Origin of the sequence: Dysgonomonas sp. ZJ279 (assembly GCF_011039205.1) — a bacterium.
Lineage (GTDB): Bacteria > Bacteroidota > Bacteroidia > Bacteroidales > Dysgonomonadaceae > Dysgonomonas.
In genome coordinates this window covers 79,732-103,555 of sequence record NZ_JAAKEL010000001.1, presented here as the reverse complement: position 1 = coordinate 103,555, position 23,824 = coordinate 79,732, and the positions used below count along the sequence as shown (strand labels likewise).

The window sequence follows — 23,824 nt, the reverse complement described above, 5'->3', positions numbered from 1 at the left end:
TGAAAATCATGGAATTAAACGCACTTAAAGAAAAATTCAAGGAACTCTACAAAACAGAAGGAGAAATATACACATCTCCGGGTCGTATCAATCTGATCGGTGAGCACACTGACTATAACGGAGGATTTGTACTGCCGGGGGCGATTGATAAAGCAATGTATTGTATCATCAAACCAAATGGAACTCCTGATAGAATTAGAGCCTATGCGATGGACTTATCCGAAATGGACGAATTCGGTCTGGATGATATTCCAATCAAACAATGGGGTAAATATATCTTCGGTGTCTGCCACGAAATGATGAAAAGAGGTGCGAAAATAGGTGGCTTCGATACTGTATTTGCAGGAGATGTGCCATTAGGCGCGGGAATGTCGTCGTCTGCGGCTTTGGAAAGTTGCTTTGGCTTCGCTTTGAATGACATCTACAATCTAGGCTTCGACCGCTTCGAGTTAGCAAAAATAGGACAGGCAACAGAACACAATTATGTAGGTGTAAAATGTGGAATCATGGATCAGTTTGCTTCATGCTTTGGTAAAGAAGGTTCGCTTATCCGTTTAGATTGCCGCTCGTTGGAATATGAATATGTACCGTTCAATCCTAAAGGCTACCGTTTGGTATTATTGAATACATGCGTAGCTCACGAACTGGCTTCTTCTGCTTACAACAAACGCCGTGAATCGTGCGAAAATGCGGCTTCTTATATCCGTAAATATCACCCTGAAGTAGAATTTCTACGTGATGCAACTTTGGATATGTTGAAAGAGGTAGCCAACGAGGTGAGTGCAGAGGATTATATCAGAGCTGAATTCGTAATAGAAGAAATACAACGCTTATTGGATGCTTGCGAGGCATTGAAGAAAGGCGATTATGAAACAGTGGGTAAGAAAATGTATGAAACACATATAGGGCTTAGCCGTAAATACGAAGTAAGTTGTGAAGAACTTGATTTCTTAAACGATATTGCACGTCAATGTGGTGTTACAGGATCTCGTGTTATGGGTGGTGGCTTTGGCGGCTGTACTATCAATCTGGTGAAAGACGAATTACACGACGCATTTATTGCCCGTGCAACAGAAAGCTACGAACAAAAATTCAGAATCAAACCTAAAGTTTATGATGTAGTCATCAAAGATGGTGCAAGAAAATTATAATAATTAAATACTTACTTATATCGAAAAGGTTGTGATAGTCTCACAACCTTTTTCCATTGAAATAGATTGCAGGAACAATAAATATCTTTACTTTTATAAAAAAGAATAATAAAATGGACACGAAAAATATATCTAAATGCAGGCTTTTCAATTCGATGCAGGAAACAGAAATCGAAGAGGTATTACTCAAAGCCAATGCTAAAGAAATGATTTTCAGCAAAGGTAATATTCTTGCATTGCAGGATGAGCCATGCAACCGATTAATTATTCTATCAAAGGGTAGTGTGAAAGCTGAAATGACAGATCCATCCGGTAAGGTCGTTAAAGTCGAAGACATTCATGCCCCTAATCCCCTTGCTATTCTTTTCATTTTTGGTGACAAAAACAGATTTCCCGTTCAGGTCACTGCCCGCGAAGATGTGACTGCATTTGTTATATCAAAGCAATCCATATTGAAGGCATTAAGCCTTAATGAACAATTCCTGAAAAACTATTTAGACATTTCTGCCAACTATGCTACCCTTATAACGGAGAAGCTTCATCTCATGTCGTTCCGCACAATCCGACAAAAGTTGGCGATGCACATTTTATCTTTACATAAAAACAATAATAGCGATACCATTATTATGGACAAAAGCCAAAGTTCCCTTGCTGAATATTTTGGGGTATCGCGTCCATCGCTTGCCCGTGAGCTTCATAATATGCAAGAAGACGGATTGATTGTAGTTGAGAAGAAAAGTATACAGATTAAAAATAAGAATGCCCTCATTCAATTGATTCATTTTTCTTGAATTACTCAAAAGTGTAACATATGTTACACTTTTACACGTTTAATTTTAGTTAATTTGTGTTTAGATATAAAAAGTATTCTATATTTGTAGAATACGCTTTTCAGTTAACCTTTGAGAGTAAAGCGCATCTACTGAGTTAACCAACTAAATATCAATAGGAATACATCGATGATAAATATTTTCAAGCATATCCCTAATCAGTTTATACTACCTTTTCTTATTGCAGGTGGTGTAATTGCCGGACTTGGAGTATATAGCGTATATATGTCGAGAGCCTACTCATATCTGTCCGACGATCCGGCAGCCTGTATCAACTGCCATATAATGACTCCTTATTATCAATCGTGGAATCACAGTTCGCATGCACAATGGGCAACCTGCAACGATTGTCACGTACCGCATGACAATGTGATATCGAAATATGCCTTCAAAGCGAAAGACGGTTTATATCACGCCGCTGTTTTCACGATGAAAGGCGAACCTCAGGTAATAAGACCACGTGACGAAAGCTACGAAGTAATTATGAATAACTGTATTCGCTGTCATACTCAACTCAATACAGAATTTGTAAAAACAGGGATGATAGATTACGTACAAGTTCAGGAAGGCAAGGGAAAAGCATGTTGGGATTGTCACACACAAGTACCACATACAAAAGTGAGTAGCCTGTCGTCATCGCCAAATGCCATTGTCCCACTTCCTGCTTCGCCTGTACCAGAGTGGCTAAAAAATAAAATGAAAAAAAATAACAATTAAAATACATACCGGTATGCTAAAAAAATTGACTGAAACAATAAAAAGAAAACCAATGATCGGTTGGGGTATATTTGCCGTCGTTATGGCAGGTGTTTTTTTATTGGGCTTGTTAGCTGCATCTATAACCGAACGCAGGGCAGAGATAGCAACTCTGTTCAACAACAAGAAGATTGATATATCGGGTATCAATCCTCACAGCGAACAATGGGGAGTCAATTATCCACGGGAATACAATACATGGAAAAAGACACAGGAAATGGATTTCCGAAGCAAGCATTTAGGTAATGCTCCACAAGACGTATTGGAAAGCCGTCCGCAAATGGTAGTACTATGGGCGGGATATGCTTTCTCGCAAGAATATACAGCACCCAGAGGGCACATGCATGCTATTGAAGATATGACCAATACATTGCGTACAGGATCTCCCGAAAATGGAGAAGGCGAAATGCAACCGGGAACTTGCTGGACATGTAAAAGTCCCGATGTACCACGCATGATGCACGAGGTAGGTATTGAGAATTTCTACAAAGCAAAGTGGAGCGAATGGGGTAGCGAAATAGTGAACCCGATAGGTTGTGCCGATTGCCACGATCCCGTAACAATGAATCTAACAATCACACGCCCTGCTCTTGTCGAAGCATTCGAACGTCAGGGAAAAGATATAACACAAGCATCTCCACAAGAAATGAGAGCGTTAGTTTGTGCGCAATGCCATGTAGAATATTCGTTTCAGGGCGAAGGTAAATATCTTACTTTTCCTTGGGATGGAGGTATGACCGTAGAAGCAATGGAAGAATATTATGATAATATCGGATTCTCGGACTGGACGCATGCACTGAGTAAAGCGCCAATGCTAAAAGCACAGCATCCCGATTATGAGTTATTCTTATTAGGACCTCATGCACAACGCGGACTTTCATGTGCCGACTGCCATATGCCATATATGGCCGAAGGTGGTATAAAATATTCGAATCATCAGATTATGAGTCCACTCAAAAATATAGCAAACACATGCCAAACATGTCATCATGATAGCGAAGATAAATTGAGAAACTATGTATACGAATACCAAGACAAGGCTCTCGAAATACGTGATCGTATAGAACAAGAATTATCGAAGGCACACATCATGGCTAAAACGGCATGGGATAACGGTGCTAACCAAAAAGAAATGGATGCATCGCTCAAACTGATCCGTCAGGCACAATGGCGTTGGGATTTTGCCGTTGCTTCGCACGGAGCTTCTTTCCATGCTCCTGTTGAAACTCAACGTATTCTTGCACATAGTCTGGACAAAAGCTTACAAGCACAACTTGAACTACAACGTGTATTGTTCGCTCATGGTATTATGGATGTAAAAATGCCCGACATATCAAGCAAAGACAAAGCTCAACAATTTATCGGTCTTGACATGAAAGACAAGAAGGAAAAGAAAGAAAAATGGCTGAAAACCGTTGCTCCTCAATGGCTGGAAAAAGCGAAGAAAGAAGGACGTTTAACAGCAAATCTATAAATCATAGAAATATAACACGAAGAAGTGTCTGATGCTTAAATTCTTCAGACACTTTTTTATTACATAAATAGATGGAAGATAACAAACGAAAGATGTGGCAATTCCCGTGGCGATACAAAGAGAGCATCGCCCTTGTCGGAGGAATAATTGTCATTGGTTTCATATTACAATTAACAGTAGGGAAATTTAATTTTTTCCTGCTTAGCTCACCTGTCAACTTAATAGTGGGAGCGGCGATCATTTTATTCTTAATTGCCTTTTCGTTCAAACGAAAAAATGTTTTCTATCAATGGTTTTCGGGAGTTCCCTTTTCCGTAACACTGATTACAGCTATGCTTCTGCTGGCATTGATCCTGGGGCTTACTCCTCAATTAATAAAAACGAATCCGCACGATAATGATATATTCACACAACTCGGTTTTCGGCAAGTAACCTCGTCATGGTCTTTTGTTCTAGTCTATTTCCTAACGTTGCTTTCTTTAGGATCATTGATTGCACGACGACTAGTTGCTTTTAAGAAAAAAGATTATGCTTTTTACATGAACCACATCGGATTGTGGATTCTTCTCTTTGCTGCCGGACTCGGTTCTGCCGATATGAAACGCTACGTAATGCACGTGTACGAAGGAGAAGTAGAATGGCGTGTATTCAGCGACAATGAGGATGTGCTGGAACTGCCGATAGCTATCCAGCTCAACGATTTCTATATGGAAGAATATCCACCGAAACTAGCTGTTATAAACAGAGAGTCGGGAACACCTCAGCCGGAAGCTAAACCTGAGTATGTCCAGATTGACGAAAAGAGACCGCATGGCAATATAGACCAATGGGACATAACTCTCGAGAAATATATACATGATGCCGTACGCAATAGCGATAGCACATATCAGGAAGTTCACATGCCGGGAGCATCTCCCGCTGCACTGGTAAAAGCGACCAATAAAACAACAGGTGAAATGTCCACAGGATGGGTGTGTTGTGGCAATACAGCTCAATTATATATGACCCTCAATCTCGATTCGACTTTCTGTGTGGTGATGACTCAACCAGAACCGAAACGATTTGTATCGGATATCGATGTATTCACCGAAGACGGAAAAGAAGAAAAAGCGATACTCGAAGTAAACAAGCCGCTAAAAATTGACAATTGGGTTATTTATCAATATGGGTATGATAATCAAGCAGGAAAAATGTCGAATTACAGTAGTATGGAATTAGTATACGATCCGTGGATATACCCTGTTTACTTAGGCATTATATTATTAGCAATAGGCTCGATATGCCTGTTGTGGTCGGGCAACAAAAAAACAAAGAAAGAAAATGACTTGGAGTGAATACCTATGGTTTGCTATACCTGCTATGATTTGCTGGTTAGCTGCCGCCGCATTAATATATAAAGTAAAGAAACAGATCATTATCGATATCTTGATGATTGCGGGCATAGCTATATTTGCTGCCTTCATTGTCGGGCTATGGATCGGACAAGAACGTCCGCCACTTCGTACAATGGGAGAGACTCGCTTGTGGTATTCGTTTTTCTTGTCTACAATTGGTTTTTTGACATACAAACACTGGAAATATAAATGGCTCTTGTCCTTTAGTGGTGTAATAGCCTGTGTATTCGTTTGTGTCAACATTTTTAAACCGGAAATCCATTCTACAAACCTGATGCCTGCACTGCAAAGCTACTGGTTTGTGCCCCATGTTACTGTATATATTTTATCATATGCAATGTTGGGAGCAGCAACGATAGCAGCGTTTATCCAACTGACAAAAATAAAGAAAGGTAGCCCCGACGAAGAGTTGTATAAATTTATGGATAACATTGTTTATGTCGGCTTCGGATTTCTTATTCTGGGTATGCTGATGGGTGCAGTTTGGGCAAAAGAAGCATGGGGGCATTACTGGTCGTGGGATCCGAAAGAAACGTGGGCATTTATCACTTCTGCCGCCTACCTCATCTATATACATATGCGCCTGCAAAACAATCATCAGAAGTTCACCGTATGGATGCTGCCGATTGCATTTGTTCTGCTTATGATTACGTGGATTGGTGTCAATTACCTACCTGCTGCACAGGGAAGTATACATGTATATTCTTAAAATTATTCAGACAATAGTTTTTCTAAATACCCTTTTAGTATAATTGCGTGATTATGCTTTGTCTCTCTCGAAGCATATAGCAATGTTACCTTATCGTATTGCTTTATCTGTTCTGTAAATTTGTGTACTGCCGAAGATTGACTTAATTCTTTTCGATAAGCCATGGCAAAATCGTCCCATCTACCTTCCATATCTTCATGAACCCAGATGCGAAGTTTCGATGATGGGGTAATATCTTTTGCCCAAAGATCGTAATGTAAGCGAGCCTTGCTTATACCTCGTGGCCAGAGCCGGTCGACGAGAACTCTGTAACCATCATTTTCATCAAAATCATCGTAGACTCTTTTCAGTTGTATTTTCATTATCTAATGGTTTTTAAGTATAACAAAATACTATCACATTTAGTTTAAAGCAAATAGTCTCAACCCCTTACAGGATTGAGACTATTTGAAAAATGAAATAATATTCTTAGTTTGCTAAAAACATTTCGATATCTTCTTCTACTGTAGATATTCCGCCAATTCCAAAGTTATCAACCAGAACCTTAGCTACATTAGGTGATAAAAATCCGGGTAGAGTCGGTCCTAAATGAATATTTTTCACTCCCAAATGTAACAATGCCAATAAAACAATCACAGCCTTTTGTTCATACCATGCAATATTGAAAGCAATAGGCAGATCATTAATATCATCGAGTCCGAATACCTCTTTCAGCTTAAGTGCAATTACAGCAAGCGAATAACTATCATTACACTGACCGGCATCCAATACACGCGGAATACCACCTATATCTCCCAATGGCAGTTTATTGTAACGATACTTCGCACAACCGGCAGTAAGAATAATAGTATCGTCAGGCAATGCTTTTGCAAAATCGGCATAGTAATCACGACTCTTCATGCGCCCATCGCAACCCGCCATTACGAAAAATTTACGGATAGCACCCGATTTCACAGCATCTACCACTTTGTCTGCTAAGGCAAGTACTTGTGCGTGAGCAAATCCTCCTACAATCGTTCCTGTCTCAATCTCACGTGGGGTTTGGCTTTCTTTTGCCATAGCAATAATTTCAGAAAAATCTTTTGGTTTACCATCCTGACGCTCCGCGATGTGTATTGCACCATCAAGTCCGGCTGCTCCTGTAGTAAAAATACGTCCTTTATAGCTTGCATTCTTGGATGGAGGAACGATACAGTTTGTAGTAAACAATATCGGCCCGTTGAATGCATCAAAATCTTCTTTTTGTTGCCACCATGCACCACCATAGTTACCTACAAGGTGTTTATATTTTTTCAATTCCGGATAATAATGTGCCGGAAGCATTTCACTGTGTGTATAGACATCTACGCCTGTTCCTTCAGTTTGTTGTAAGAGTTCTTCGATATCTCTTAAGTCGTGTCCGCTGATAAGTATTCCCGGTTTGCTGCCTACTCCGATATTCACTTCCGTTATCTCCGGATTACCGAATCTTCCAGTATTGGCAGCATCTAGTAATGCCATAGCCTGAACACCATATTTGCCTGTTTCGAGAGCCAGCGCAACCAACTCATCTACGGTTATATCTTCTCTGGTGATCTGAACCAAAGCCCTTTGCATAAAAGAGTATAACTCATTGTCTACTTTATCGAGATTATAAGCATGTTCTGCATAAGCAGCCATTCCTTTCAAGCCATAGTGAGTCAATTCCTTCAATGAACGTATATCCTCATCTTTAGTACGTAACACCCCTACTTCTTTGGCTTTTTCCATAAATTCGGATTCGCTGCCACTCCAAGTACACTCATCGGGCAAATTAGAATCAACATTACCCAATACTCCTGCCAATCTACTTTTTAGCAATAAGCCTTCTTTTACTTTATTTTTGATAGCTTCAAAATCAAAATTTGCATTCGTAATGCTCATAAACATTGCATCTACAACGAATTTATCAGCTTCTTTAGATGATTTTCCCTGTTCTCTCAATTTATCGTTATAAACGGCAATACCTCTCGCTACAAATAATAATAAATCTTGAATATCCGACACTTCCGGAGTCTTCCCACAAACGCCCATTAAGGTACAACCTGTCCCTTTTGCTGTTTCCTGACATTGATAACAAAACATACTCATAACAATTCTATTTTTAGGTTTAAGGCAAAGTTAGCCCCTTCGTTCAACCCAAATCTGTACCACTTGTTACACATATAGAAATAAATACAAAGGCATCGTACCCTCCGATGAGAATACGATGCCTTAAGTCTTATTTTGATATCAATACTTCACATTGCAGCTACTATTCAGCCAATAGCGACTTGTAGAAAGCTTCTACATCTTTCCAATGGTAATAAGGTAATACATCACTGTTTACAGGAGGTATAAGTATTTCTTTCTCATTCAATAAGAATTTTACAAGGACATCATCAGATCCTTTCTTTTGGAAAAATACAATTTGGATGTTTCCAGCCATAGGAGCCATTTTGAAATTGCTCCATACTTTATAAAAATCCGACGGTTCGGATATACTGGCATAACAATCCTGCAAATGTAATATTGCCGCTAACGGAATTATGTTGCCATCGTGAGCAAAACGCAGAGTTGCACCTTTGCCTTTTATCGATATGATTTCGTTAGCACTATCCAGTATATTTTTAAGTACGGGCTTCGAATTTTCCATCATAATTCCGCCATTTAAAGCAGAGGTTGCATCACATACATATAGACGGTAGTTTACAACTTCCCATAGGTCGAACAGTTCTTCTTTCTCAAACAAATCATAAAACGATAAGTCCGTCTCCATATTCTGCATATCGCTTGCAATCCAGTAAAAAGCCCACATCAAAGGTGCAGGATTTACCTTCTTTTTTATATATGTAGTATCTGAAAACAAAGAGGATATTAATCGATCGGGACGTGTATGGCTTTCTTCAAATTTACGATATTCCTCATACCATGGTCCTTTTCTGGAAGTGAATGCCATCGCCTCCTCTGTATGGTAATTGAGATAATTCATATATTTATTACTAGCCTCACGGGTAATATTCAGCGTTGGGTTGATCTCTTTCAAACGTTCGCAAAAGGCATCCATACTAAGTACACAGCGAATAACCACAGTCGAACGAGCCGAAATCTCGACATTATTGCTAAACACTTGCGGATATGCTTTATACATACGTTCGGCAATATCGCGATGTTGACGCACGCCCAGAGGAGACAGGTCACCGCCATGCCCTTCGGCTTCTATCCATACCTCTGCCAGTCGATTGTACGCATCTTCGCCCAATGGAGTTAGTGCCTGATTTTTTTTAGCATCGGCTAAAAGATCGAGTACCCACTTATAATCCTCATCGTTTATCAAATAACGCGAGCCATGACGGCCAAAATGGCTTATATAGAAAGGTTCATAGCCCTTTGGAACAGGTGTCTGAACTATGCGATAATTTTCAGGATAGGCGTAATAAACACCTCCTGTTTTTTCGGGAGTATCGAACATTTCTTGTTTTGATGTTTGCCCAAATACAGGACAAAAGCTCAAAAACAAGAAGAAAAAAAGGAAACAGAAATTCTTCATATTTAGTCTTTTCATTAATATATTCACTTAACAAATAATAAAAGCTGCCTTACAATTTGTAATCGAAGGCAGCCTTCTCCACATAAAAAGGACGCATCACGCGCGCTTATTAAATCTCACAGTGTGTATTCTTTATATCTCTTTATTTGGTGTAATTAGGGTTTTGAGTCAAATAAGGATTTACCGTAAATTCATCCTGAGGAATCGGAAACAGATTATACTTATCGTCTACATCTTTACCTATATAGTTATTTGCTGCTCCATCACTACCTTTCCAGTCCCAATTATAATTCTTCGTATATTTATTGAAACGAATAAGGTCTGTGCGGCGTGTCAACTCGGTATGTAATTCACGTGCACGTTCATCGAGGATAAAGTCTAATGTAAGTTCAGCCGTTTTTATTCTTCCTGATGCTGCACTACCATAATTTCCTGACAAGTATGCTCTGTCGCGAACCTCATTTACATAATTCAATGCTTCTTCTTTTGTACCGCTTGCTCCTCGCAATATACTCTCGGCTGCCATCAGATATGCATCTGCCGTGCGGAACATAGGATAGTCGATCGATGAATAAACGGTACCGTTTTCGGCTAACTCTTTACGATCTTTTGTTACATTTCTCCACTTGATACAAGCATAGCCATTAGCAAAATCTTTCTGGAATTCTTTACCTGCAACCCATGTTTCTTTGGTGTGCTCAATCGTAAAGAATTGTGCACGTTTGTCTTTCTTTTTATCGCCCCAAGTATCCAACGGATCAAAAGTCTGATCGGATAAGTCAAACATGTCTACCAACTGAGTTTTCACACGGGCATTCCCCCATCCTCTACTACCTATACCTGTTTTATAATAATCATTCATCGGTCCATTCACCAAGGCCTTAATTAAGAAGTTTGTACCGGCGCTGCTTTGTGCATTGGTCGCATCCTGAACCAAAGGCCATATTATCTCGGTACATGTATTATTGTCGGCTAAGAATATGTTACGATAGTCAGATGCCAATGGATAAAATCCTTCTAATACAACCTTCTTCGAATATTGGTAAGCCTTTTCATACTCTTTCTTTCCTACCCAAACCTCTGAATTCAGATATACACGGGCTAATAAAAACCATGCTGCAACTCTATCTACACGACCATACTGGTTAGCACCGGGAGCTTTAAGCTCGAGAGCCACTGTTTCAGCTTCGGATACTACAAAATTATAAATCTCTTCTCTCGATTTTTGATGAGGAATAGTAGATAATACCATTGTCTCATCGATGAAAGGACCGGAACCGTAAAGGTCGCAGATCATACTATAACAGTAAGCACGTATAAAACGGGCTTCGGCACGATAAGATTCAAATTCATCTTTCAATTCATCATAGACACCTCTGCTTCTTAATTTATCCTCGGTACATTCGCGCAAGAACTCGTTGCAATAGCTGATCGACATATACAAACGGTAGTATGGATAACTAACCACTTTGGTCGACGAATCCCAATTCATAAACAGCATAGCAAATGTTCCGTGCCCGCTACCTGCATGTAATGCTATCTCATCTGTAGATGCTTCCTGGAGATAGAACAGAGCTCTGGTGTAACCGCTATAACCTTCGTCTATGCCATTTACATCTCCATTTCCTCCGTCACCACCTTGTTGCCCTGTTTGTATCAGCGAGGCATAGCATTTGGCTATTACTCCACGATAACCGCTGGCTGTACTATAAACTTCTTCTCCTACCAAGACATTCTTATCTAAAGGAACGCTATTCAGATCGTCAAGACAAGATGAAAATAGGAACACCGATAATACTGCGGCTGATATATATTTTAAAATATTAGTTTTCATATATTAAGTTCTCCTTCAATTAAAAATTTAGATTCAAGCTAAGTGTATACATTCTAGGACGTTGATATACGTTCCTGTCAATACCCGAATATACTTCAGGGTCGATACCTGAATAATTAGTAATTATACATACATTCTGAACACTGAATGCCATCCGCATAGTAGAGGATGTATTCCATAGTTTATTTAATGAATATCCCAGTGTGATATTATCCAGCTTGAAGAAGTTCCCTTTTTCTAAGAAATAGTCTGTATAAAGGCGTTCTTGCGTAAAACCGGATTCAAGTGTCGATCTCATTATGTTCGAAGAAACTCCATTCGCACTGTAAAGCGAGGCAAACGATTCACTAGCTGCCTGATAATTGTATACATAATTACCAAAGCTTCCATGTCCGTTCATACCGAAATCCCATTGTTTATAGAGTAGTTTAGTAGATAACCCATAGAAATAAGGCACTCTCGAACTTTTACCCGTTACATATTTATTTGCGTCTTCTTCGCTGCTGGTTATCGAACCATCTTTAGCAACATATTTGCCATCCAGCGGTTTTCCATCGTCACCATATGCTTGTTGCAAAAGGAAGAATGTATTTGGTGTTTCATCTACTTTATTTATTTGAAGATATTTACCGGTACCGCCGGCGCTACCTGTCTTCATATAATTATTATCGGTATCGATTGTATTCAGCTTTGTGATTTCAGATGTATTCCATGTGAAGTTACCGCTTACACTCCATTCCCAATCTTTAGTTTTGAAAGGGATCGCAGATATCGCAAACTCAACTCCCTGACTCTCCATATCACCAATATTTGTATCTATGATATTCGTAAAATTACTCCCCGCAGGAACGAATATATTATTCAACAAATCCTTTGTATAACGTTTATAGGCATCGATACTACCATAAATACGATTATTGAGAAAACCATAATCGACTCCGACATTATATGTACTGGTTGTTTCCCATTTGATGAGAGGATCATAGCCATTCGGACGATAAAGAGTAATCCATTCGTTTCCGAACTGATAGCGCGAATTATCGTATGATGTAGAATAAGTACCTAGATGTTGATAATATGTACCGATATCCTGCTGACCGGTCTGACCATAACTTAATCTTAGTTTCAGATCCGACAGAGCTTTAATATCTTTCATAAATCCTTCTTCACTCATTCTATATGCTAATGCTACGGAAGGAAAATATCCCCAACGCTTCTCTTTTGCAAATCGGGATGAGGCATCCGAACGTAAAGTTGCTGTGAGTAATAATTTTTGAGCATAAGAATAATTTAAACGACCAAAGAATGAAAGTAGAAACAACTCAGCCTCATCACCCGTAGGTAGTTTAATTTCATTCCCTTCTGTATCGTGTGTACGACCAGTATTCTTGTACCAAAAACGTTGCCAGCCATAACCGGCCATTGCATCGAAATGATGTTTGGTACCAAAATCCTTATTATAATTCGCATAAAAATCAAGAAGATAATTCCTGTTTTCAGCAGTAGTAAAGTAATCTAATCCGGTTCCGTCCTGCAAGTTTGATGTCCACATAGAAGGAGCATTTTGAGGAACTATTTCGGTATAATCATTACTTTTTATATCAAATCCGGCATTTACATTCAATACTAAATCCTCAAATCCATGTATTTTGTAGTTTGCAGCTATATTTCCTATATGACGTTTTATTTTATTCAGCCTGTCGCTCAGTTTCAGGTCGGCAACAGGATTGCTTGGCGCAAGGGAAATAGGCGTAGATGTTCCACTTGTCATCCATGTAAAATAACCCAATCCAATATCATTCGGATTTTTTTGATATACAGGGCGTGTCGGGTCAAAACCTGCAGCGGCAGCAATAACACCAGTCGAAATCAATTTATTATTTTCAAAAGTCGAAACCGATTTATTATTTTCAAGACTACTTTTTAGATTTATATCAAAGGTTAGGTGTTTATCGAAAAATTGAGGGGATATACCTAGTCCTAAGTTGTAACGCTCATAATTGTTTTCACGAATAATACCATTCTGGTTGGCATATCCTACTGATACACGGTAAGGCACATTTAAAGTTGCTCCCGTTACCGACAGATTGTGATCTGTACCTAATGCATTACGATATATTTCTTTTTGCCAATCGGTAGAAGCATCCCCTAACTTGAAAGAATCGGGCGCTCCCGAGAATTTATTGAACGTATCGCGAAACTCATCGGTCGACAACACATCCAAATATTCCATAACCTCGCTTACCGAGAAATTAGCACTGTAATTTACTTTTGGTTTTCCTCCGTTCGCATTGCCTTTCTTTGTAGTGATAATAATTACACCATTCGATGCCCGCGACCCGTAGATTGCTGTTGCAGACGCATCTTTCAGCACAGTGAATGTAGCAATATCATTGGGATTGATTGCACTGATAGATGTATTGTGTACAGGTATTCCATCAATCACCATAAGCGGATCATTATCAGCAGACAAAGAGGCTCCCATACGAATACGGATAGTACCTTCGTCGCCGGGGGCTCCTGTACCCGGAATCACGTTTACACCTGCCATCTTACCTATCAAGGCATCTTCGGCGGTCAGTTGATTTCCTTTGTTTAGTTGGTCAGGAGTTATTGTGGTTAATGATCCTGTTGTATCCCCTTTTTTAACCTGCCCGTAACCGATGACAACAACTTCGTTTAATAGTTCGACATCTTCATCCAAAAGGATAGAAAGATGGGTTTTACTACCAACGGGAACTTCGGTCGATTTGTATCCTATAAACGAAACGACTAAAGTCGCATTAGCCGGAGCATTAAGCTCGAATCGTCCTTCATCGTCAGTGATCGTTCCTGTAGTCGTATTTTTTATTTTCACAGTAGCTCCGATAACAGTTTCATTTGTTGATGTATCTATTACCTGACCGGTTATTTTAAGTGTACCGGAATTCTGAGCAGATAAATCGAATAGTGCAAACACTCCCACTAATAGTAGTAAGAGTATTTTCTGCTTGCTCTTTGGGGAAATAAAAGATTTTAATTCCATAGATTATTAAATTTAAAGTTAGATAATTCTCATTTCACATGGGAATGTTTAAGGTGTTAACGTTAAGGTTGGAAGCATTTCACATTCTCCACGGTATTATGAGTTGACATATACAAATCTATAAGTCATTACTTAAATTTGTATAGTCCGGTAGAATGTACAAGTAGATTTAAAAGAGACACGAAAACATCATAATAATCATATTATTAGACTGTTATGCCAAATTACAAAAAGTGAAAAAAGTAGATTAAATTAATCTGATTAGGAGAATTTCACTAGGGCTTATTTCCCTATTTGCTGTATTGCAATTGCAAATTCTTCTTTAGAGATGTTTAGTTTATTTCTGACTTTTAGTTTATAGTTATAGACTGTCTGCGGCGAATAATGAAGAAAGCTTGCAATTTTACTGCTATCGCTGATACCTAGTCTTACGAGTGCAAAAACACGAAGTTCGGGAGTAAGGATATCTCCGGCTTTTGGTAAGATTTGCTCCCCATCTACCAGAAGTGAATTAAATTGATCTACAAAGTTGGGGTATATATTTAAAAATATTGCATCGAAATTGCGGAAAAATTCCTTCAGTTCGTCCGAAACCAACGAAGTAGAACTGGTCATCTTAGATGCCTCATCTACTTGCCCCGATTTTATTTTTCTATTTATATTGATTCTGTAAGCTTCCATCTTGTCGATATAGGTCGAACACAGATTGAATATAGATCCAATATATTCTTCTTTAACCAGATTCGACTCCGAGAGTTTTTTATTTAATTCGTTCAATTCTTCATTCAACGCTTTCACATCGTTATACATCTTGTCGATAGACTTTCTGGCTGTCGAAAGTTTCTTCAATTGCTTATAAATATATATAATACTAACTGCCAATACCACCGAAAGGATCGATATAAGAACCAAGTATTTGATCAGATTATCTTTCTCGTGCTGCACTTTCTTATCGTATGCCACAGCTATGATAGGCAAGGTCTCAGACATCTCTAGTGTCCGGAACCGGGCTTTGCAAAAAGTAGCATCTTCTATCGAGCATTTAATGTATGTATATGCTCTGTCGACCGAACCTTCCTGATACAGCAATATAGCCAGTTTGTGCAGTGCTATATATTCTTTCACGCCTCTTCTGAGATCTGAAATTGCCGAGATTATTAAGTATTGTTTTTCCTTTTCTTTATCGCCCTTTTTATTATATATCTCGGAAAGGCCATAAGCTATTATTCCCACCGATGCTTCGTTGTCGGCATGCTCTTTATAACACCTCAACATTACATCCAGAGCCTCATCGTACCGTCCTTGCTCGATAAGTATCCCATTTCTGATAAGGTGATAAGATAGCGATCCGGGATCTTTTATGAGAAGAGATGAATCCTTATATTGATATATCAATTGCTTATATGCATCTTTCTCCTTTTTCGAAAAAGAATTTTGATACATTACTGTATATATCGAGTGGTAGATATGCAAATAGTATGACTCTTGCTTACTGTCTAATTGATCTCTATCTATCGCATTCATAATATCGAGAGCTTCTTTGTACATACCCATAATACCCATTATTTCAGCAATATTCATTTGCGACGAATATATATATTTCTGGCTATTTAGCTTCTGTGAGATTGCGAGCCTTTCGTTTGCAACCCATAATGCCGAGTCCATATTATAGTTCCGGTATTCGCTAAACAGGTTTTGATAAATGATATAACGCTGCTCTAAATCTGTAATTTTAGTCAATTGTGTTTTTAAACTATCGATCCGTAGTTCTTTTATTTTGCTGTATTCAGGACGTTCCTTTATTGTAATGTCCAGCACATTCAATAAAGAATCCAACTGAACATTTGTGCCAAAAGAAGATAATGTTGAAAAAAGTAAGAGTAAGGTCAGTAATTTCTTTTTCATTTGGTATTAAAGCGTTTCTTTCGGCAAGATAAAGAATAAGTAAATACAATCAAATATTTACAGAGAAGATAATGAGAAGGTATTGTGTTAACGTAAGTTCGATATAAGGATAGGAGTAATAACTAGTAAAATCTTTAGCAGAACCTTGTCATCCCGATACGCAGTGAGGGATCTATTATTCTGAAATGAGGAGTAGTACAGATCCCTCACTGCGTATCGGGATGACAATGAGAAAAAGATAGATGCCAGCTTAGCTCATAATTATACGATACTTATATCAAACTCACGTTATGTTAACAAAAAAAGTCTAGTCTTTTATTATTCTGCCACTTCATTCAGATTATTTATTATCAATTCTTTTAACTTATCTTCGGGAACTATGACATTAAAATTCCCCCAAAAGTTTTTATCGTATTCGTATTTGGTTTCCGAGAATATTTTGAGAGGAGAAATACGCTCATTACGGGGAAATCCAACTACATTTTCCTTTTCCATCTTGCAATTTACCATCTCAAACCAAAGATGCAGAGGTGCACTAAAGAGTCTTCTTTTCTTTCTGACTTTGAACTCTAAATCTCCGCGAATGTGATTTATGTAGTCAAATCCATCCTCCGAGCGTTTGTATGAAACGGTATAACTGGCACGCTCAAGCGTCATTTTGAGATCTTTGTTTATTCGTTCTATAAACTGCTCTGTGGCTTTTTCTATATAACGGGGATGCAATTCGAATCGGGCTTCAATTAAAGCCTGATTGTAGGTGTCAATAAACAATTGCCCTTTATATAAGGATTCTTTAATGTAATCTTTTTGCTCGAAAGAAATAACATTCACTCTGCGCCCATCTATTGTTGTAATATCCGTATGAGTATAAACAAAAGACTGTCCCCTGCCTTCGGGATCAAGAAAATCGGGAAGCTCCTTCACTATATCGAGCATCAAACAAGAATTAATCCCCGATTTTATTCTGGTGAAAATAGTATCGCTATCCAGCTTACTTTTAATTCTACGCATCTTTACCATTTTCACCTGATCGTACTTGACACTTTGAGGATAACCAGTCTTGTAAATTTTCAGGACGGCTTCGGTAAGATCAATATTTTTTTTCTTGAGGTCTATACCCTCTCTATAGAAAGCTGTTATATACACAGGCTCCGAAGGATAATTCTGTTCGCGCTTCGCCAACATTTCCTTCAATAAGTCTACCGGATTTACAGCTCTTACAATTACTTCCTGCAAAGGAATAACTTTCGGCGCAAGAGAAAATCGCACATGCTGATCAATCAACAAAGAGATTTCGATCTCCTGACTTTCATATCCTACATTGGTCAGTTTTATTGAGTGATTTAATAATGAATCAGGTAATATTAATCTAAATTCTCCATCCTGATTGGTGATAGTTCCAATCGTTGTATTATTGACTCCGACAGAGGTATAAGCCAATGGTTCTTCCGATATACGATCATAGATTATACCCCCCAAAGTAAAATAGTTACTTTGTTCAATTATTTTATCTTCTGCAATCTGTATTTTTGTTTCCTTTTCTTCGGGCAATTGTAGTAAAATATGGTTGCCTACGACCAATATCTTTAATCGTTCGTTTCCGGTTATAGCATATATGGCATCGCGCACGGTATATTCTCCTTTCGGAATTTTCATTACTTTATCGTTATCTATAATCTGGCTATCATAAACAAACAGGTAGCCTGACTGATCAGATACCTGCTTCAACAAACGATAAATTGTGTCTTTACTTTTTGGTAACCGGACTTTGCGATCCAACACACTCCCATCTTCTGCCTGCAATGCCATTACTGTAAAAAACAGTAAAAAGCAGGCAATAAAACGATGAAATATGTCGCCCGTCATTCGTCTCATTCTGGTATATTTTCTTACTCGGAAATAATAATTGTATCCTCTTTTTGCGTTAATTTAAGATCCAGTGCCATGCAAATCAATTTGGCCACACTATAAGGCGTATCATCAGAGAAAGTCACAGTAAGCAATCTATCTTCAAGCCCCGGTGCAACTTGTAATACCGAAGAACCCGAGTTTATATTAATTACATGAACAATATCTGCTAATCGCTCATCTTTAAATTGCACTTTTTTCAAATAGGCACCGAATTGTCCTGCATCTATTGTCTGCATTGTCTGCAATTTATCAGATTGAAACAAGGCCGTTTCACCGGCTTTGACATAAACAAATTTACCATCTTTTTTCGAGGTAATCTTAACTTCTCCACGTTGAACCGATAAAGAGAAAGATTCATCTTTACTTTTCACATTAAAAGCTGTCCCAAGAACCTCTATCATCGTTTGCTCTGTATCTATGATAAAAGGCTTTTCCTTATTCTTACTTATATCAAAAAAAGCATCTCCCTGCAAAAAGACTTGTCGCCTATCTTTAGGAAAATGGTCAGGATACTGCAAAGATGTATGGTTTGCCAAATAAACCACAGAACCATCTTCGAGAGTAGAGACCAAAGTCGGCGCATCGCCTCCATTGCTTAAAGTCTGATTATAAATTTGCGCTGACTTCCGATTTTGTATAACCGATACAGATGCTATACATATACATATAACGGCTATACTTGCTACCCATTTGAATGTGGCTGAGCGCAATACTGGTCGCTTATCTGAAGCTCCGACCTCTAATAGCCCATCTTCATCCAAACGATTGTATAGGCGATTCCACGCCTGATCTGTAATTTTATTGTTTTCTTTTAGTGTCATAATGCATGCGTATATTTTTCCACTTCGTGGCGTAGTACCTGATATGTTTTTGTCATTTCTGCTTCAACTGTTTTTACCGATACAGAAAGAATTTCTGCTATTTCTTTATATTTACGTCCTTCCATCCGATGCATCTGAAAAATACGGAGACGTCTGGCAGGAAGCTTTTTCAACGTTTTATTTATCAGATCCTGCAACTCTTTATATTCCAACTCATCCAAAGGACTCGATTCTTCTATGTCGTCTTTACGGCTCAGAACAGTCTCCCGGTAGCGGGATTGTACATTCTGATGTTCATAGTATTGCAACGACTGATTGCGCACTGCTCCATAAAGGTAGCTTTTCAAAGAACGTAATATCTGAATATTCTCGCGCTCTTTCCATAGCGTATAAAATAATTCCTGTACAATTTCTTCTGCTGCTTCTTTCTTGCCTACTATGCTGAATGAGTAGATATAGAGAGGAGAATAGTATTGCCTAAAGACATATTCAAATGTCTTTATATCACCATCTTTTATCTTTTTGAATATAAATAAGTCATTCAGCATAGCAGACCAGAAAATAAAGTAAATTCAATCAAATATAGAAAAACTTTTCATCCAATCATTTATTTTGTTTCTTCAATTTAGTTACGGCAGATTCTAACGATTCGGTAGGCTCTATAATATTATAGTCTTCCCAGAAGTCCTGATCGTAAAAGCTACCTACTTTATCTGATAGAGAATGCTTTTCATTGAACAACAACTTAGATGGAATGCGTTCTACATGGTCTTCTTTTCTTTCTGTCATCACCATTTCCAGCAAGATTGTGTAGTTCGTAGAGAACAGGCGTCGTTTCCAGTCGCATTTAAAACGAATTTCATTACGTATATAGTTCAAATAACTCCGTCCATTTTGCTCTTTATAGGTCACTACATACGAAACTTCTTCAGGTTTAAAGCGGAGTCTATACGGCTTCTTTCTCAATATTGCTTCTGTCGCTTTATTTTGGTCGTCCATACTTAAACTAAATTCCGCACGAGAGAAGGCCAGACTTTGTTTATCGATGTAGAGTTTTCCATACAATAAGGCGTATGGCAAAATTACCTGCGGCTTAAAGCTAACTACATAATGCAAACGTTCGTTCAGAATAACAGGGTCCTCGATCGAAAACTCATAGTAAGAAAGTGTTTCCGGATTGAGCATAAGATCTTTATTCTTCACAACATCAAGATAAGTAGACAGATTAGGCCCACCTAAAAACTTAACAATAAGTGTATCCGATGGTTTCGGGCTAAGAAGTTTACGCCCCTTACAAACTTGAATATTGTCACGGGAATCGTCTTCGTCGTAAGGTGTTTTATAAACATCTACAACGGCCTCGGAGATATTAATGTAATTACGTCTCTTCTTGACGGTCTCACGATAGAATCCCGTCAACAAATTCGCATTACAGCTATTATTATCCGCAATCTTACCGATTGCAGCTTTCACTAATTCCAGCGGATCAACAGATTCGATAACAACCTCTTTCAATTTATTATCATTAGCAGTCATGAATATGGTTATATCATCTTCATTGCCTTTTATTGAATATCTCTGATTAGCATATCCCAATCGCGAAAGTTCTAATACCTTAGCTTGAAGCGAATCTTTTACCTTGATAGAAAAGCCACCATCTTCATTTGTTACAGTACCTATACTTGTTCCGGGTATAGAAATACTTACATATTCCAGTTTATCTTTCGATTTCTTGTCTTTTACTACACCATTTATTGTAATGTAATCGGGATAGTCCTGCGCACAAAGCGGAAGCACCATACCAGCAATAAAAAGAATAATGATAAACCGTGCTACTTTTGAATATTTTGTTTTCATGTCATATTTTTTTAAGATGATTAATAAAACCGGCTGTACTAATATGATCGTTCAACGAACAAAAACCCTAAAGAAAATTGTAAGTATTTTATTCTGTTCTTTAATACAAGTAGAATTGAGATAAATTCTCTATGCTTCTGATCATAAACATGGACAATACTGTCCGATTACGGACACTCAACAAACACATAAACACCTATGCAATAACACATTAATCCATGGCATATACTTTGCGAATATAAAATCAGAAAAAAGAACACAAAATGGATAGAGAAATTTCTGTTAGCGAGAAAAGAAAAAAGAGAAGAAAACTCATTATACGGGTTTCAATTATAGGTTTAGCATTAATTGCTACACTTGTTTAAATTCAAGAAAAAAACGCCTTAGATTATATACCTAAGACGTTTACTTATATTTTAAAGAATTATTTCAATAAATGCGTATCACCGAACCTCCGCTTGCTGCTAAAGGTAATTCTATAACATCTCCTTTTTTTACCTTCTTAGTTAGTTTTACCAGATGATTCGGATTTACATCAACATTTTTACTATCAGTATAGATATCAGCCGTATATTCCTTATTATCGAGGAAATCAAGAGTAACAGATAATGCTCTGGCTTCACTATTATTCAATGATCCGATGTACCAACTATCACCATTCCGGCGGGCAATGGTTATATATTCATTTACCGATGCATTGAGAACTTTTATTTCATCCCACACAGTAGGTAGTTTTTGTATAAAATCAAAACCCGGCTGCCCCTCATACGATGGTGGTGTATCGCAAACCATACCCAGATAACTTTCGAGAACGACATACATCGCCAGCATGTGACATCTTGTGCTTGTCACCAATGGATTCGTAAATTGAACTTTAAATTTATTTTCTGGTACAGCCCTAAAACCTCCCAAATGATAATCGGTAGCACCTGCAATCAGACGAGTGAAAGGCATTGAAATATCATGATCGGCATTTATTTCCGCACCCCATTTATACCCCTCATAATTCATTGTTCCCTCACGTGTAAATTCATTCGGATAAGTACGATGAAGACCCGATGGTTTACTTGAACCATGAAACTGGATAAATAAATGATGTTTTGCTGCTTTTGCCAATATTTCTTCCTGTATTCGAATCATTTCCTGATCATCTCTATCCATAAAATCGACCATCATACCTGAAATTCCCCATTCCTGAAAAAGAGCGAATGCCTCATCTATTTTGGCATACAATGGCTTCCAGTTTATCCAAAGGTGAATACCCACACCTTGACTATAAGCATATTTGCAAATCGCTTTCATATCAAGAGGTTTAATCGGCTTTGTTATATCGGAATTTGGTCCGGGTGTTCCAAAATCAAATCCATCGTCAACATACCAAGGCTGCTCGGCATAACCATATATAGAATGATAATCCAAACCGCTACGGGCAGCAAAATCTATATAATATTTGTTCGTATCGAAGTTATTTCCGGGAGCAAATGTTGTATCCGGTACTACATTGCCATTCCACCATGTAAAGGTTGTCTTCCCCGGTCTTAGCCACGATGTATCTTCTATTTTACAAGGTTCGTTCAGATTTGTAAGAATATTCGACTCAATAATAGCCCCAACTCTATCACTAATAGATATTACACGCCAGGGAGTGCGATGAGGAATATCTGCTTTCACTTTTATTTTTGTCTGTCCGGGTAATGGAGATAGCTTACCGACAAACATACCGTTTTCTTTCATCAGATACATTCCTGCATAATCAACAACCGCCGCTTCGGTTATAGACATGAAAATGTTGTTCGGATATTCTAGCATTATAGGCATATCCATTAGTTTATTCTCTTCTATATCATTATAATTCAAATGAGTATAAGGTCCCTCATGTGACGATGTATATGAAGGTAAGAAAAGAGTCAAAGCCTTAGGGTTACCCACTAAATTGAATGTAGTATTCTCATCATACATAACATACGAATCCCAATTCGGTTGCTTTGGGAACTCGTACCTGAAAGCAATACCATCATCGAAAGCTCTTACAACCATATTTATTTTTCTACCCTGTGCATTTTTTTCCTCGAAAGGAATTATAACCTCTTTGTATTGACTATGCACAGTTTTTGTCTTCCCTACTACCAACTCGTAAGTTTCGCTGCCTGTCCTATATATGGGTTTATTAATTTTAAGACCGGTACCGAATGTGCCATTATCGAAATCGAAACCGAGTGGTGAATCTTTTATCAGAATTTGCTTCTTAAACATTATCTTATACGAAGGGTATTCATCACTCAATTTCAAGGAAAAAGTGAGTCTGCCGTCAGGTGATAATAAAGAAACCGTTTTTTGAGCGAAGCCGTATTGCGACAACAGGAGTAGTAGAATAATTGATAGATTTATCCTTTTCATTATATTAGAATTAATTGAGGTTATATAAAACTACGCTTACATTTTTATTCATCCCAAAGCTACAATATTTTTATTCACACTTGTATTTATTTCCCTGTCATTAATTATTATTGCTATCAAAGATTAATGCTTTTATGTCAAAAATATAAGTGAAACTTTCAATATTTTCTTTAATTTTAGAATCCATTGCATTCGTACTAATTTATTTCTAAA

17 protein-coding genes are annotated in these 23,824 nt (G+C 38.0%); 6 read left to right on the top strand and 11 right to left on the bottom strand.

Annotated elements, in window-relative coordinates:
• Positions 1–8: 8 nt before the first annotated feature.
• The 6 genes from galK to ccsA all read left to right on the top strand — a co-directional run bounded on the left by galK (position 9) and on the right by ccsA (position 6,314).
• A complete protein-coding gene (gene galK / locus G7Y57_RS00520) occupies positions 9–1,151 on the top strand; it encodes a galactokinase (protein WP_165020219.1) in 1,143 nt (380 codons plus the stop codon).
• 113 nt (positions 1,152–1,264) lie between these two features.
• Entirely contained in the window at positions 1,265–1,942 is a 678-nt protein-coding gene (locus G7Y57_RS00515) for a Crp/Fnr family transcriptional regulator (protein ID WP_165020218.1), read from the top strand.
• A 168-nt stretch (positions 1,943–2,110) separates the two neighbouring features.
• Positions 2,111–2,698 (top strand): cytochrome c nitrite reductase small subunit, encoded by a 588-nt coding sequence (nrfH, locus tag G7Y57_RS00510; RefSeq protein ID WP_165020217.1) that lies wholly within the window; start codon positions 2,111–2,113, stop codon positions 2,696–2,698.
• Positions 2,699–2,711: 13 nt separating this feature from the next.
• Entirely contained in the window at positions 2,712–4,211 is a 1,500-nt protein-coding gene (gene nrfA / locus G7Y57_RS00505) for an ammonia-forming cytochrome c nitrite reductase (protein ID WP_165020216.1), read from the top strand.
• Positions 4,212–4,282: 71 nt separating this feature from the next.
• Positions 4,283–5,545: a cytochrome c biogenesis protein ResB gene (locus G7Y57_RS00500; protein WP_255491296.1), complete on the top strand. Its 1,263-nt coding sequence runs from the start codon at positions 4,283–4,285 to the stop codon at positions 5,543–5,545.
• Positions 5,532–6,314, top strand: a complete 783-nt coding sequence (ccsA, locus tag G7Y57_RS00495; protein ID WP_165020215.1) for a cytochrome c biogenesis protein CcsA — start codon at positions 5,532–5,534, stop codon at positions 6,312–6,314. Before G7Y57_RS00500 ends, ccsA begins: the two co-directional genes overlap by 14 nt.
• 2 nt (positions 6,315–6,316) lie before the next feature.
• Here the strand turns inward: ccsA and G7Y57_RS00490 are convergent, their stop codons facing one another.
• The 11 genes from G7Y57_RS00490 to G7Y57_RS00440 form a co-directional block, all read right to left on the bottom strand.
• On the bottom strand, positions 6,317–6,679 hold the full coding sequence (locus tag G7Y57_RS00490) for a DUF488 domain-containing protein (protein WP_165020856.1): 363 nt from the start codon (positions 6,677–6,679) through the stop codon (positions 6,317–6,319).
• 103 nt (positions 6,680–6,782) lie between these two features.
• Entirely contained in the window at positions 6,783–8,417 is a 1,635-nt protein-coding gene (hcp, locus tag G7Y57_RS00485) for a hydroxylamine reductase (protein ID WP_221412104.1), read from the bottom strand.
• A gap of 169 nt (positions 8,418–8,586) precedes the next feature.
• Entirely contained in the window at positions 8,587–9,876 is a 1,290-nt protein-coding gene (locus tag G7Y57_RS00480; protein WP_410492627.1) for a histidine-type phosphatase, read from the bottom strand.
• Between the two features lie 127 nt (positions 9,877–10,003).
• Positions 10,004–11,695 (bottom strand): RagB/SusD family nutrient uptake outer membrane protein, encoded by a 1,692-nt coding sequence (locus tag G7Y57_RS00475; protein WP_165020212.1) that lies wholly within the window; start codon positions 11,693–11,695, stop codon positions 10,004–10,006.
• A gap of 19 nt (positions 11,696–11,714) precedes the next feature.
• Positions 11,715–14,720 carry a SusC/RagA family TonB-linked outer membrane protein gene (locus G7Y57_RS00470; RefSeq protein WP_165020211.1) on the bottom strand — a complete coding sequence of 1,002 codons (3,006 nt, stop codon included), beginning with the start codon at positions 14,718–14,720 and terminating at the stop codon, positions 11,715–11,717.
• 282 nt (positions 14,721–15,002) lie between these two features.
• Positions 15,003–16,625, bottom strand: a complete 1,623-nt coding sequence (locus G7Y57_RS00465) for a DUF6377 domain-containing protein (protein WP_165020210.1) — start codon at positions 16,623–16,625, stop codon at positions 15,003–15,005.
• 318 nt (positions 16,626–16,943) lie between these two features.
• A complete protein-coding gene (locus G7Y57_RS00460; RefSeq protein WP_255491295.1) occupies positions 16,944–18,500 on the bottom strand; it encodes a carboxypeptidase-like regulatory domain-containing protein in 1,557 nt (518 codons plus the stop codon).
• A 14-nt stretch (positions 18,501–18,514) separates the two neighbouring features.
• Entirely contained in the window at positions 18,515–19,357 is an 843-nt protein-coding gene (locus tag G7Y57_RS00455; protein ID WP_165020209.1) for a FecR family protein, read from the bottom strand.
• Positions 19,354–19,905 carry an RNA polymerase sigma-70 factor gene (locus G7Y57_RS00450; RefSeq protein ID WP_165020208.1) on the bottom strand — a complete coding sequence of 184 codons (552 nt, stop codon included), beginning with the start codon at positions 19,903–19,905 and terminating at the stop codon, positions 19,354–19,356. Before G7Y57_RS00450 ends, G7Y57_RS00455 begins: the two co-directional genes overlap by 4 nt.
• Positions 19,906–19,960: 55 nt before the next feature.
• Positions 19,961–21,214, bottom strand: a complete 1,254-nt coding sequence (locus G7Y57_RS00445; protein ID WP_165020207.1) for a carboxypeptidase-like regulatory domain-containing protein — start codon at positions 21,212–21,214, stop codon at positions 19,961–19,963.
• 429 nt (positions 21,215–21,643) lie between these two features.
• Complete coding sequence (locus tag G7Y57_RS00440; RefSeq protein WP_165020206.1) at positions 21,644–23,611, bottom strand: glycoside hydrolase family 97 protein; 1,968 nt, start codon at positions 23,609–23,611, stop codon at positions 21,644–21,646.
• Positions 23,612–23,824: the final 213 nt, after the last annotated feature.